The organism is Hwanghaeella sp. 1Z406, assembly GCF_048892425.1.
In the GTDB taxonomy this organism is placed as follows: Bacteria; Pseudomonadota; Alphaproteobacteria; order UBA8366; family Aestuariispiraceae; genus Pacificispira.
Genome location: NZ_JBLZHU010000005.1, coordinates 94,078 through 106,484, shown reverse-complemented (window position 1 = coordinate 106,484; position 12,407 = coordinate 94,078). Strand labels below are relative to the sequence as shown.

The window sequence follows — 12,407 nt, the reverse complement described above, 5'->3', positions numbered from 1 at the left end:
GGCTTGTGCGCTATGCATAAGGGGCGTTTTTTTGAACATCTTCCTTTTTTAGAAAGCATTTCAGGATGAGCAGATTTTTTACGTTGTTTGTGTCCTTGAGCGGCGCGATGGTCGGGGTGGGTATGGTTCTGGGGGATTGGTTTCCCGGATATTGGATCGCCGCCGTTTCCCTGCCGCTGCTGGCGCTGGGGATATTTGACCTGCTGCAGACGCGCCACACTTTGTGGCGGAACTATCCGATCATTTCCCATATGCGCTGGCTGTTTGAAGGGATACGCCCGGAAATTCGCCAGTATCTTATTGAAAGCGATGGCGATTCCTTTCCCTTCAGCCGCGAACAACGGTCGCTGGTTTATCAGCGCGCAAAGAACCAACTGCAAACCATCCCCTTTGGGACGCAGCAGGATGTGTATAGTTCAGGATATTCCTTTTTCAGCCATTCCCTGAAACCAGAGCATGTCGATGTCAGCACCTTGCGGGTCCGCATCGGGGGGGATCGGTGTCTTCAGCCCTATAGCAGTTCCATCCTGAACATATCCGCGATGAGCTTCGGGTCGCTGAGCGGCAATGCCATTTCCGCCCTGAACCGCGGGGCCAAGCTGGGCTCATTCGCCCATGATACCGGTGAGGGTGGACTGTCGCGCTATCACCGACAGAATGGCGGTGATATCATCTGGGAGATCGGGTCGGGCTATTTTGGCTGTCGCACCGATGACGGGCATTTCGACCCGGCCAAGTTTCAGACAGTGGCCCAGGATCCCCAGGTCAAGATGATAGAAATCAAGCTATCCCAGGGCGCAAAGCCAGGGCATGGCGGCATGTTGCCCGGCCCCAAGGTCAATGCAGAGATTGCCGAGGCCCGCGGCGTGCCGGAGGGGGTGGACTGTATCTCCCCCGCATCGCATTCGGCCTTTGACACCCCGATGGGGCTGATTGCTTTCGTGGCCCGGCTGAGGGACTTGTCTGGCGGAAAGCCGGTCGGGTTCAAATTGTGCATTGGCCACAAGCATGAATTCATGGCCATCGTGAAGGCGATGATCAAAAGTGATGTCTATCCTGATTTCATCGTTATCGATGGCAAGGAAGGCGGCACTGGGGCCGCCCCTGTTGAATTTGCAAACAGTGTTGGCCTGCCCCTGCGCGATGGCCTTCATTTCGCGAATATGACCCTGATCGGGGCGGGCATTCGCGACAAGATCCGCGTTGGGGCCAGCGGCAAGATCGTATCGGGTGCCGATATGACGCAAGCCATGGCATTGGGGGCGGATTGGTGCAATTCCGCGCGCGGCTTCATGTTTGCAATTGGCTGTATCCAGGCGCGCGCCTGTCACACAAATAAATGCCCAACGGGCGTCGCAACGCAGGATAAGTTGCGCCAGGCCGGTCTGAATGTCGGTGACAAATCAGTGCGTGTGGCAAATTTCCACCGCAATACGCTGTATGGATTTGCCGAAATGATCGGCGCCATGGGTCTAAAAAGCCCCCATGAAATCACCTTTACCATGATCAATTTCCGCGAAGCCCATTTCAGCGGCGCATTGCTGGCCCGACTGGAAAAAGGCCAGTTGCTGAAAGAGGGTTGCCCCGAAGACTATGCAAAGCCCTGGCGCGCCGCCAATCCGGAAAGCTTTCGCTAGAGCAAATTTGCTCCAGTGTGGTGCGCGGTTATTTGGGATCGACCAGGACGCTGTTTGCGGTGCTCCGGTTAGGAGCGTTTCGCGAAGCGATGCGGGGCATCGCAAGCGGAAGGCGACGCGGCCCGGAGCGCCGCAAACAGCGCCTTTGGTCCCTTTATCGGCCCGTCGGACGGCGTCGAGAGCGCTGGACGATGAACCACATCGCCTGCACGCTCTCTTCTAGCCGACAGGCCGATAAAGAGATCCTGGTGATTCCAAATAATCGCGCACCACACTAGGCGCTGACCAGGTCTGCAAGGTCGGGTCGGGTGACGCCCTGATCGATCGGCAGATAGGTGGGATCGAAATCCTGTGTGACCTCTACCCCCTGATCCAAAAGGTGATCATGGAACTGTGCGAGGGTATCCACCATATCGCCAATGAATTTGTCATGCAGCACCAGCAACGGCCAGTCCAGGGTCTCAAGATCCTGTTTAGCCCGGTCCAGCCAGTCGCGATGCGGGTCGATCCAATCCTTGGGAACACTGTTCCAGGTGACCATCGTATATTTGTTTTCGACCAGAAAATCCCGCGCATCGGGGCTTAGGATATGGGATCCCAGGGACCCGCTGCCATTCGGGCGAAAGAACTTTCTGGGATGTGCCATATCGCCCAGCAATTTCTCGGTTTCACCAATTTCGCGTTCAACCCGCGCCCTGTCGCCATCGCGACCCAGCGGCGTTGTATGGGTCAATGTGTGATTGCCAATCCAATGGCCTTCCTGCCAGGCCCGCACCGTCAGGCGTCGGGACTCGGGGTCCTGCAAGCGCTCCCCGACCACAAAGAAAGTCGCCTTGATCTCCCGCTCAGCAAGGAAATCCAGCAAGCGTTCGGTCGTTCCCGGCCAGGGTCCATTGTCAAACGTATAGGTCAGGCGACGGGCCATTCATACTCTCCCTTATGAGGTGCCCGCATCCGACAGGCTCGATTGGGCTTTGCTAATCAGGGCGTCCTGCAACATCTTGCCGGTGCGCCGGTAATGCTGCAGCAGCAGCGTTACAGCCAGATCCGCATCACGCGCCAGAACGGCGTCCGTGATTGCTTCATGTTCACAGCCGACATCACGACTGTCTGAACTGCTGGTGCGGGCAATGCTGCGATAGCGGTTGTTTTCATCAAAGAATTGATTGCACAGCCGCAGCAAGATGCTGGAACCGCAAGCAGCAATCAGCGCTATGTGAAAGCTTTTGTGACACCGCTCCCATTCCAGGTCGAATTCACCGCTGCGTGACGAGGATTTCAGACGATGCCGCGCCAGCACGATGCCTTCCACCCAATCCGCCTCACCGCGTTCAATTGCCAGTCGCAACGCCCGTTCTTCGACCAGACAGCGAATATCCAACAACTCTCCAAATTCGCTGGCGCTGATTTCTGCGACCCGAAAGCCGCGCTGATCCTGTCGCACCACAAGACCATCGGAAGACAGTGAACTGAGGGCCTCGCGCACCGGTGTCGCACCGACATCCAGCGCACGGGCTATTTCCTCAATCTTCAGCTTGGTACCCGGCGCAAATTTACCGCTGATGACATCCTCTCGGATACGCGTGAACGTCTCACTGGTCCTGGAGCGGAACCGGCTTTCATCCGTCGTCGTAGCCATAAGGCCTATCCTTTCAGCCTGGTTGATACCACCGCGATACTCTCACTCACTCTTACCCTTATGCGATAAACTGGTTTGGTCTAAACCTGCTCTGCAACAATCGGGTTGGACAGCAGGCCGATATTTTCAATCTCAACTTCAACCCGGTCACCAGCCTTCATCCAAACCTGGGGGCGCCTTGCATGCCCGACGCCACTGGGCGTTCCCATGGCAATCAGATCGCCTGGCTCCAGTGTCATGATTTCAGACAGAATCTCAACGGTTCGGAAAGCATCAAAGATCATTTGATCGGTGTTAGAGCTTTGCATCACAGTCCCATTCAGGCGCGTCTGAATTTTAAGGCCACTGGCAGCGGCCGGCAATTCATCTGCCGTGACCACACAGGGACCCAATGCGCCGGTACCATCAAAATTCTTGCCCGCCGTCCATTGTGCTGATTTACGCTGATATTCACGGATACTGCCATCATTCATCGCAGTATATCCAAAGATAACCGATGCTGCGTCGCTTTTCTTGACATGACGGCATCGTTTGCCAATCACGATTGTTAATTCTGCTTCCCAGTCCAGTTGTTCAGAACAGACAGGCAGGATCATAGGGTCATTGGGACCAATCATGGACGTGGTACACCGCAGGAACATGGCAGGATAGTCGGGAATGGCATGGCCGCCTTCCTTGGCGTGATCTGCATAATTCAATCCAAGACAGATGATCTTACCCGGGTCCGTAACAGGGGGCAGCAGGAGACAATCCGCCAAGGGCAGGCAATCCCCGTTCGGCGCGCCGGCAACGGCGCTGGCAACCCGGTCCCGCATGGATGCATCGGCAGCAATCAATCCGCGCAAGGTTGCCGGGGCCTCTGGCACCAGTGTCTGAATGTCGATGATTCCATTATCTGTAAGTGCGCCAAGCCGTGGCGCTCCCTCTTTTTTATACGTTACGTAGCGCATTTGCCCTCACTGAAATTTGAATAAAGTCGACAAGGCACTTGCCAACCTGGAACTGAGGTATTTGAAAATAACGATGAACACAATAAAATCAATATAAAACAAAATATCGATTTTTTATTGACTCCCGCAATGCCTCCAATATTGTTTGCATCAGCGGCGGGCTTCGGTTTGGCCGTAAAACAACAGTGCCAACAAGGAAGTCACCAATTGGTTTTTCAAACATGTTGGGGATTCCAAAGGGAGGAAATATGAAACACGTATTTAAGAAAGTCCTTGCTGTGGCCGCAATAGCGTCCGCCAGCTTTGTCGGGAATGCAGCATTCGCAGAATTTCCGGATCGCCCCATCACCATGGTTGTGCCATTTTCTGCCGGTACGTCTACGGATACTGTCAGCCGCCTGATCGCCAAGGTTATGTCGGAAAATCTGGGCCAGCCCATCGTCGTTGAGAACCGTGCTGGGGCCGGGGGCAGCGTTGGCACAAGTGAAGTTGTGAAAGCGGACCCAGACGGTTACACAATTGCCATGGGCACGGTCGGTACGCTTGCTATCAACAAGTCAATCTTCAAGGATCTGCCCTATGATCCAGAAGCAGATGTAACGCCTATTTCCTTCGTCGGATATACGCCAACACTGCTTGTTGTCGGAGCAGAATCGAAATTCCAAACACTGGAAGACCTAGTTGCGGGCTCCAAATCCGGTGATGGCATTACCTTCGCATCGACCGGTAATGGCACATCCACTCATCTGGCAGGTGAACTGCTTAAGGTGCTGACTGGTGGCCAAATGATCCATGTCCCCTATAAATCCGGGGCTGTCGGACTGGCTGCTGTGATGTCCGGCGAAGTGGATTTCATGTTCAACCATCCGGTTTCCGCCAAGAAGAATGTTGAAGCTGGCAAGTTGCGTGCCTTGGGCGTAAGCGGTGCCAAGGGATCCGTTGTCGCCCCCGAAGTTCCACCGATCAACGATAGCTATGACGGTTTCGACCTGATTGCATGGTGGCTGATCCATGGTCCGGCGAACATGCCTGACGATGTCACCAATAAGCTGAGTGCGGCTGTTACAGCAGCACTCAATGCCGATGAAGTGCGCGAACATTTTGCCCGCAGCGGTATCACTGAAGGTGATGTCCCTCTGGACGGCTTGAAGAGTTTCATTTCTGCTGAAGTTCAGAAATGGGGCGGAATTGCAGATGCCGCGAAGGCAAAGGCCGATTGATAGAACGCGCCAACAGTCAATAACTGTGGCTGGTTCACACGGCACACCAATATCATGCTAGAGTATTCTGTGTACGCCTTGGCAAACACAGGATGCTCTGGCATCGATCTCTCACCCCATTGGAGCATCTGATGATCCGTAAGAACGATCTTTCCGAGGTGCTATTCGCATTCGTGATCATCGCTTTTGGGCTGTTTCTGGTCTACAGCGGAATCGATCTGTCTATTGGAAAAATGAGCCGCATTGGACCCGGATTTCTACCGCTGTCTCTGGGTGTGATCATTACCGTTCTTGGTATTGGAATCCTGTTCGAACGCCAGGAAAAACGCGATGATGGACCACCAAATCTGCGCGGATTGGCATTGATCACATTGGCGATCGGGGCGTTTGCGGCGCTGGTCGAAACGACCGGCCTGTTCCCCGCTACGGCGGCCCTGGTGATACTGACGGCACTGGCCAATCACGAACGCATTCGTCCCCTGACAATGTTGGGCACGATCATCGGGCTGTGTGTTGTTGGATATCTGTTGTTTGTTGCCGCCCTGCAACTTCCGTTCAAGCCTATTTCACCAGATCTTATCTCCTGGTTCACGGGAACGAGTTAAATCATGGAACTGTTGTCAAATCTCGCGCTTGGAATGGAAACCGCGTTTTCCTATGACGCGTTGTTGTATTGTTTTATCGGCGTGTCGATTGGCACCTTTGTCGGGGCCCTGCCGGGCATTGGGCCAATGGTCACCATTTCCGTGGCCCTTCCTTTGACATTTGGCCTGGACCCAACAGTCGCCCTTATCATGCTGGCGGGAATATTCTATGGCGCGCAATATGGGGGCTCTATTACCTCAATCCTGCTGAACCTCCCGGGCACAGCATCGACCGCCGTGACGGCCCTGGACGGCTATCCGATGACAAAGAACGGGCGCGCCGGGCTGGCCCTTTTCATCAATGCAGTCGCGTCCTTTTGCGGCAGTTCGCTGGCGGTGCTGCTGGTTATGGGATTTGCCCCCACCATCGCCGATTTCGCCCTAGGATTTAATTCAACGGAATATTTTTCCGTGATGCTGCTGGGCCTTATCGCGGCCTGTACCATGTCGAATGGGTCTACCCTTAAAGCGCTGGTTATGGTGGCCTTTGGTCTGGTACTGGGCATTGTCGGGCTGGATTTAAATTCCGGCGTCCCCCGCTTTACCTTTGGATTTCTGGGCCTGACCGAGGGTGTCAGTTTGATATCCATCGCGATGGGCCTGTTTGGTATCGCCGAAATTGTCACCAAACTGGCCGAAGCCAAGAACGGGGCGCGCGCGCCTGACCCCGAAGTCAGGCATGTTTCCTTCCGCGATATGTTACCTAGAGGCAATGAATTACGCAGGCTTTGGGGACCCATCCTGCGTGGTACGGGGATTGGATCCATCATTGGGGCATTGCCAGGGTCCGGGCCGACCGTTGCGGCCTTCATGGCCTATGCCATGGAAAAGAAGGTCAGCCGCACGCCGGAAAAGTTTGGCACTGGCGCGCTTGAAGGCGTCGCTGCGCCCGAAGCCGCAAATAATGCCTCCGTCCAGGCGGCTTTTATCCCGACACTCAGCCTGGGAATTCCAGGGGATGTGGTCATGGCGATCCTGTTGGGTGCCATGATCATGCACGGTATCATTCCCGGGCCACAGTTCATTTCTGCGCAACCTGCCATGTTCTGGGGCCTGATTGTCAGCTTCTGGATTGGCAATGTTATGCTGCTGATCCTGAATTTGCCCTTGATCGGGTTGCTGGTAAAGATCATCACCGTGCCTGCGCGCATCCTGTATCCTGTTGTGATCTTCTTTATCTGCATCGGGTCCTACAGCGTCGCCAATAATGTGCTGGACGTCTTTGTAACCTTGGTATTTGGATTGGTCGGCTATCTGTTAATGCGCCTGAACTACAATGCCGCACCGGTTCTGCTGGGCTTTATTCTGGGCCCGATGATGGAAGAAAACCTGCGGCGCTCGCTTGTCATATCACGCGGCGACCTGACGGTCTTTTTGGATCGACCAGTCAGTGTGGGCCTGTTGCTTGTCTGCCTGCTGCTGCTGTTGATGCCGCTGCGGAAGCCTTTGATGCGTTACATTCGGATGGCCAGCCAACGGTAACAAAGGCCGGGAACCAAAGCCAATGACCGCAAACCCGCGCCGCACTTACCGTGAGGCGGGGTGTTCTATGCAGTTGCGACAGGAATGCCCAATTGCAAATCGATGTAATTCTGGCAGCACTTAATGGCGCGGTCACGCGATGTCATGCGTTCATAGGTGGATAACACCAACCAGTGCCCATCGATCATGGTAATCAAACCAATCGACGCTTGGCGGGCATCGATGGTAACGCCGTGCTGTTTGGCTGCAGCAGCAAACAATGTTTCCGTTCGATCCTGATAGGCACGATAGCTTTCACTGTTCGCTTCCCGGACCAGCGGATTAAACCGAATTTCATGCCAGAAGGTGATAAAGGCATTGCGTATCAAGGGCGTATTAACCTTGGGTGAAAAAACAGCCATTGGCAGGGCACGCAATTGCTTTTCCGGATCATCCCCGACAGCCGCTTGACACTTAGCAACATAATTCGCCGCCGTGTCATAAAGGTGCCGAAACGCAATCTCCAGCAGGTGTTCCTTGCTTTCAAAATAATGGCTCATCAAGCCACGGGAACTGTCTGCCTCGGCACAGATTGAACGGACCGTTGTACCGGCGACGCCATGTTCGGCCAATGATCGGATTGTGCCTTCAATCAATGCATTGCGCCGATATTCATTAATCTCAGGATGCGTCCGGGGCCGCTCTTTCGCCTTGCGCTTTTCCAGCATATTCTTCTCCCAGCAACGAAACACCAGCACTTTAGTCATTTTGATAAGCTGGATGTCCGGCATATTTTCAACCAAGGTTAACAGTACCCTGTTCCGCCGGACTATGGCAATTCCAGAAGCTGGTATGGGCCAGCTTGCCTAGAAGAGAGAACGTGCTGCCCGCCTGTTCTAGCCGCCTGGTTATTTTTGCCAATGCGGGACCCAATCTCCCTCCATTTGCAAGGAAATGCCCGCGGCATCTTCCTCCAGTTTTACAACATGCAATTCCCCCTTGTCCCCGCCATAGGTGGTTTGCGCCTTCAGGAAGCGATCCCGTACCAAGCGCGTGACACTGGCTTCCGTCCCGGCGGCATCACAGGCCCCTACGATCAAATTCAGGTCCTTCATGCATAGATCCAATGTGAAGGACGGATCATAATGCCCTTGAAAGACAGAGGGCGCGTCGTGATGCATGCACCAGCTTTCCGACGCCCCAATCTTTAGTGCTTCCCAGGCGCGCTTCAGGTCCACGCCGGACTTTACGGCCATGACCAGGGCTTCGCCCATTGCGGTCGCATGAATGGCCCACAGTTGATTGCTGGCCAGCTTGGTGATCGCCCCGGATCCATTCGGCCCCATAAAATGCACGGGTCCCATCAGTTCCATCATCGGGCGCAGGTGCTCAATCGTCGCCTCATCCCCGCCTGCAAATTGCGTCATATTGCCATTGCGCGCACCATCTACTGCGCCTGTTACAGGCGCATCAATCGCGATGGCCCCCTTGGCATGAATTTCGGCTGCCAACGCCCGGCTGAGAGTGGGTTCATTGGTGGTCATATCAATCCAGACCTGCCCCGGCTGGATCGCAGAAAGCAGTCCATTCTCACTGCGCAACACGGATTCAATCTGTTTCGGGCCAAACACCATGGTGAATATTACATCGGCACCCGCAGCGGCCAGGGCCGGTGTGTCCGCCCATTGTGCACCCAGTTCCAAATGCGCCTTGCCACGATTACGATCCAAATCACAGACGGTCAGCTCATGCCCGCCCTTGATTAGGTTCAAAGAGGCCGCGCCGCCCATTGTCCCAAGTCCGATAAAGCCAATACGCATGAATATGTGTCCTGTTGTGATGTGTGTGTGAAAACGAGCCTGGGTCGAGAGAAACTCACCCCATCTGGGGCAGAATCACGGCCGATTCAGGCACCAGTTGAACGGTCATTTGATCGCTGTCCACGGCCTTGCCATGCGCCCGGGCCACTGCAGAGGGGACAGATACGGTCAAAGGTGTTTCCAGGCCATCCCCGGTCATCATGAAGTGCAGATGTGTCCCGAAATAAGCGCGGTTGATGATCTTCAGGCTCAACCCGTTCGAATCCTTGGCGATCATAAAATTCTCCGGTCGGATGGCGACCAACACCTTATCCCCCTTCGCAAATCGTCGACCGCCGGAGGGAAATTGCAGGTCTCCGAAACACGGCATGGTGATGGAAACAAATCCGGGCTCCTGCGCTTCTACGATGCCAGGGATCAGGTTCATTTCGCCCACAAATTCTGCGACCTCTCGATTGACGGGCAGATCATACAGATCGGTTGGCGGACAGCATTGCAGAACCTTTCCTTTGGACATGACCGCAATTTTATCGGACAGGGTCAGCGCCTCTTCCTGATCATGGGTTACGAAGACGAAAGTAATACCGACTTCTCGCTGGATCGCCCGCAATTCTATCTGCATGCTTTGACGCAGGCGCTTGTCCAGCGCCGATAATGGTTCATCCAGTAACAAGACTTTAGGCTGTACAATAAGGGCCCTCGCCAGGGCGATACGCTGCATCTGCCCGCCCGATAATTGCGAAGGACTGCGGTCGCCATATCCTTCCAAATGCACCAATTCCAGCATTGCATCGACTCTGCGCTGCCATTCCGGCCGGGCCAGCTTTTGGCGACGCAGGCCATACCCCACATTATCCGCAACACTGAGATGCGGAAAAATTGCATAGCTTTGAAACACCATGTTGGTCGGGCGTCGATAGGATGGAACCGACGTGACATCGACGCCATCGATCATAATCCGCCCCGACGTTGGCCTGTCCAGGCCGCCCAGCATGGTCAGCAATGTCGTCTTGCCACAGCCAGACGGCCCCAACAGGGAAAAGAAGGATCCTTTGGCGATATCCAGATCGACATTGTCCACCGCGATCACAGGCCCATAAGTCTTTCGGATCGACCGTAAGGAGATGAAATCATCCGTCATAGTAAAGTCCTTAAAAAATTAAGCCTGTTTCGATCTTAGCCGCTGCGAGATCACAATCAGAATACTAGACACAATGATCACGACACTGGCCAATGCGAGGACAAGCGGCAGACGGTCCGGGAACCGCATCTGGCTCCACATAAAGACCGGCAAGGTTGGTGAATTACTGGACAGAAAGAAGGCCAGAATGAACTCATCAAAGGAGATCGTGAATGTCAGCAAAAGGCTGGACACAATGCCGGGCATGGCCAGGGGCAATGTGACACGGAAGAAGGTTGCTAGGGGCGGTTCCCCCAAATCCATGGAGGCACGCTCAAAATCCGGGCTTAACCCGTCAAACCGGGAAACCAGAACGCCATAGGAAAACGGCGTGCAGATCATCAGATGCCCCAAAATGACGGTCGCCAGCGACAGACCTAGCCCCGTCATCATGAAGATCGACAATAATGCGACACCCGTCACCACCGTCGGCAAAGCCAAAGGCACAAAAAGTGAAACCGTCGCCAAAGACCGCCCCCGAAACCGATAGCGGGTGGTCGCCATGGCAGCCAGCATGCCGCTGAATGTCGCAAGAATCGCCGTTGTCACCGCGATGATCATGCTGTTGGAAAACGCCGACAACAGCTGTTGGTTCTCCATTGCCGCCTGATACCAGCGCAGTGTGAACGCCTTCAATGGAAAGGCGATATAAACAGAATCATTGAACGAAAAGGCGATGATCAAGACGATCGGTAAATACAGCACAATGAAATAAATCATTGCATAGAAGAGTCTTACTTTGCGCATCATGACCTACCGAATTGCCTTAATGGCTTGCCTGGAACCTGCGATGAAAATGCAAACCAGCAGCGTTGCGACCAGCATGGCAAGCAGCGCGACAGCCGCGCCCAAAGGCCAATTGTTAGAAGCGCCAAACTGCATGGCGATAAAGTTTCCGATCATAACCCCGGTCGGTCCCCCCAATAAATGGGGCGTCACGTAATCTCCGAAAGTCGGGATAAACACCAAGACAAAGGCCGCTGTTACCCCTGGCAGGGAAAGCGGCAGGATCACCCGAAAGAAGGTCTGCATCGGTGTGTCGCTTAAATCCCCCGATGCGCGGATCAGGGACCGGTCTATTTTCTCCAGGCTGACATATATTGGCAGGATCGCAAATGGCGCCCAGGCATGGGTCAATGCGATCACCACGGATGTTGAATTATACAGCAGGGCCTCTATCGGCTGATCCACAATCCCCAACCCGATCAGACTGGTGTTTATCATCCCCTGATAGCCAAGAATCAGCTTCCAAGACAGGACACGCAAAAGATAACTGATCCAACACGGCAGGGTGAACAGCATCAGCCACAGCAGCTTGTTGCGGGTCAGATCAAAGGCCAGCAGATACGCAATGGGATAGGCCAGCACCAGAGACAGAAGTGTCACCCCAAAGGAGATCAATGCTGACTTTACCATCAATTTCAAAATCAACGGGCTGGTCAGGGCCAATTCAACATTATGCGTGGAGAATGTCAGATCGATATCAAGGTAACTCTGGCGCGCCACTGCCAGCACCATCAGCACCACCATACAAATTGCCAGCGTCGCAACGGTCGTCAACATTGCTGGCGTCAATAAGAAATACGGGCTATTGGAACGCCGTGACATGCGCTGTCCCCATCCTGACGAAATTCACTTCCGTCCTTAGTTTTTGTATCTTGGGCTATTCATTTGGCGTAACGCAACAACGACTTTATTAAAAAATTTGTCAGTCGTCCAACATATTTTATAGCTTGCTGTTAGGATTAATTGTTCCAATGGCTATTTAATTTTCTTTGTCGGACGTCCAACAAATTTATATTGAATGTTGCAGCATTTTCTGTAACGCTCTGCCTCACTATTAAGCGATATGAAAA

General features: G+C 54.0%; 12 protein-coding genes. 4 read left to right on the top strand and 8 right to left on the bottom strand.

The window, feature by feature from the left end; translation table 11 throughout:
- The first annotated feature begins 65 nt into the window (after positions 1–65).
- Positions 66–1,637 (top strand): FMN-binding glutamate synthase family protein, encoded by a 1,572-nt coding sequence (locus ACOSDR_RS11610; protein WP_420731367.1) that lies wholly within the window; start codon positions 66–68, stop codon positions 1,635–1,637.
- Between the two features lie 274 nt (positions 1,638–1,911).
- Here the strand turns inward: ACOSDR_RS11610 and ACOSDR_RS11605 are convergent, their stop codons facing one another.
- The 3 genes from ACOSDR_RS11605 to ACOSDR_RS11595 form a co-directional block, all read right to left on the bottom strand.
- A complete protein-coding gene (locus tag ACOSDR_RS11605) occupies positions 1,912–2,562 on the bottom strand; it encodes a polysaccharide deacetylase family protein (protein WP_420731366.1) in 651 nt (216 codons plus the stop codon).
- A 12-nt stretch (positions 2,563–2,574) separates the two neighbouring features.
- Positions 2,575–3,276 (bottom strand): GntR family transcriptional regulator, encoded by a 702-nt coding sequence (locus ACOSDR_RS11600; protein ID WP_420724895.1) that lies wholly within the window; start codon positions 3,274–3,276, stop codon positions 2,575–2,577.
- An 80-nt stretch (positions 3,277–3,356) separates the two neighbouring features.
- Positions 3,357–4,226, bottom strand: coding sequence for a fumarylacetoacetate hydrolase family protein (locus tag ACOSDR_RS11595; RefSeq protein ID WP_420731365.1), 870 nt, complete (start codon positions 4,224–4,226; stop codon positions 3,357–3,359).
- A gap of 248 nt (positions 4,227–4,474) precedes the next feature.
- On the opposite strand from ACOSDR_RS11595, the gene ACOSDR_RS11590 reads away from it, so the two are divergent.
- The 3 genes from ACOSDR_RS11590 (at position 4,475) to ACOSDR_RS11580 (ending at position 7,572) form a co-directional block, all read left to right on the top strand.
- Complete coding sequence (locus ACOSDR_RS11590; protein ID WP_420724897.1) at positions 4,475–5,446, top strand: Bug family tripartite tricarboxylate transporter substrate binding protein; 972 nt, start codon at positions 4,475–4,477, stop codon at positions 5,444–5,446.
- Between the two features lie 131 nt (positions 5,447–5,577).
- On the top strand, positions 5,578–6,051 hold the full coding sequence (locus ACOSDR_RS11585; protein ID WP_420731364.1) for a tripartite tricarboxylate transporter TctB family protein: 474 nt from the start codon (positions 5,578–5,580) through the stop codon (positions 6,049–6,051).
- Between the two features lie 3 nt (positions 6,052–6,054).
- Positions 6,055–7,572, top strand: a complete 1,518-nt coding sequence (locus ACOSDR_RS11580) for a tripartite tricarboxylate transporter permease (RefSeq protein ID WP_420731363.1) — start codon at positions 6,055–6,057, stop codon at positions 7,570–7,572.
- A gap of 65 nt (positions 7,573–7,637) precedes the next feature.
- Here the strand turns inward: ACOSDR_RS11580 and ACOSDR_RS11575 are convergent, their stop codons facing one another.
- The 5 genes from ACOSDR_RS11575 to ACOSDR_RS11555 all read right to left on the bottom strand — a co-directional run bounded on the left by ACOSDR_RS11575 (position 7,638) and on the right by ACOSDR_RS11555 (position 12,159).
- Positions 7,638–8,279, bottom strand: coding sequence for a TetR family transcriptional regulator C-terminal domain-containing protein (locus ACOSDR_RS11575; protein WP_420731361.1), 642 nt, complete (start codon positions 8,277–8,279; stop codon positions 7,638–7,640).
- A gap of 180 nt (positions 8,280–8,459) precedes the next feature.
- Positions 8,460–9,371: an NAD(P)-dependent oxidoreductase gene (locus tag ACOSDR_RS11570; RefSeq protein WP_420731359.1), complete on the bottom strand. Its 912-nt coding sequence runs from the start codon at positions 9,369–9,371 to the stop codon at positions 8,460–8,462.
- Between the two features lie 55 nt (positions 9,372–9,426).
- On the bottom strand, positions 9,427–10,512 hold the full coding sequence (locus ACOSDR_RS11565) for an ABC transporter ATP-binding protein (RefSeq protein ID WP_420731357.1): 1,086 nt from the start codon (positions 10,510–10,512) through the stop codon (positions 9,427–9,429).
- An 18-nt stretch (positions 10,513–10,530) separates the two neighbouring features.
- Positions 10,531–11,301, bottom strand: a complete 771-nt coding sequence (locus tag ACOSDR_RS11560; protein WP_420724903.1) for an ABC transporter permease — start codon at positions 11,299–11,301, stop codon at positions 10,531–10,533.
- Positions 11,302–11,304: 3 nt separating this feature from the next.
- Positions 11,305–12,159, bottom strand: a complete 855-nt coding sequence (locus ACOSDR_RS11555; protein ID WP_420724904.1) for an ABC transporter permease — start codon at positions 12,157–12,159, stop codon at positions 11,305–11,307.
- Between the last annotated feature and the right edge of the window lie 248 nt (positions 12,160–12,407).

Bases quoted from the DNA above. Each gene is read 5' to 3' on its own strand.
- ACOSDR_RS11610 (WP_420731367.1), top strand. From the start codon at position 66: ATGAGCAGATTTTTTACGTTGTTTGTGTCCTTGAGCGGCGCGATGGTC.
- ACOSDR_RS11605 (WP_420731366.1), bottom strand. From the start codon at position 2,562: ATGGCCCGTCGCCTGACCTATACGTTTGACAATGGACCCTGGCCGGGA.
- ACOSDR_RS11600 (WP_420724895.1), bottom strand. From the start codon at position 3,276: ATGGCTACGACGACGGATGAAAGCCGGTTCCGCTCCAGGACCAGTGAG.
- ACOSDR_RS11595 (WP_420731365.1), bottom strand. From the start codon at position 4,226: ATGCGCTACGTAACGTATAAAAAAGAGGGAGCGCCACGGCTTGGCGCA.
- ACOSDR_RS11590 (WP_420724897.1), top strand. From the start codon at position 4,475: ATGAAACACGTATTTAAGAAAGTCCTTGCTGTGGCCGCAATAGCGTCC.
- ACOSDR_RS11585 (WP_420731364.1), top strand. From the start codon at position 5,578: ATGATCCGTAAGAACGATCTTTCCGAGGTGCTATTCGCATTCGTGATC.
- ACOSDR_RS11580 (WP_420731363.1), top strand. From the start codon at position 6,055: ATGGAACTGTTGTCAAATCTCGCGCTTGGAATGGAAACCGCGTTTTCC.
- ACOSDR_RS11575 (WP_420731361.1), bottom strand. From the start codon at position 8,279: ATGCTGGAAAAGCGCAAGGCGAAAGAGCGGCCCCGGACGCATCCTGAG.
- ACOSDR_RS11570 (WP_420731359.1), bottom strand. From the start codon at position 9,371: ATGCGTATTGGCTTTATCGGACTTGGGACAATGGGCGGCGCGGCCTCT.
- ACOSDR_RS11565 (WP_420731357.1), bottom strand. From the start codon at position 10,512: ATGACGGATGATTTCATCTCCTTACGGTCGATCCGAAAGACTTATGGG.
- ACOSDR_RS11560 (WP_420724903.1), bottom strand. From the start codon at position 11,301: ATGATGCGCAAAGTAAGACTCTTCTATGCAATGATTTATTTCATTGTG.
- ACOSDR_RS11555 (WP_420724904.1), bottom strand. From the start codon at position 12,159: ATGTCACGGCGTTCCAATAGCCCGTATTTCTTATTGACGCCAGCAATG.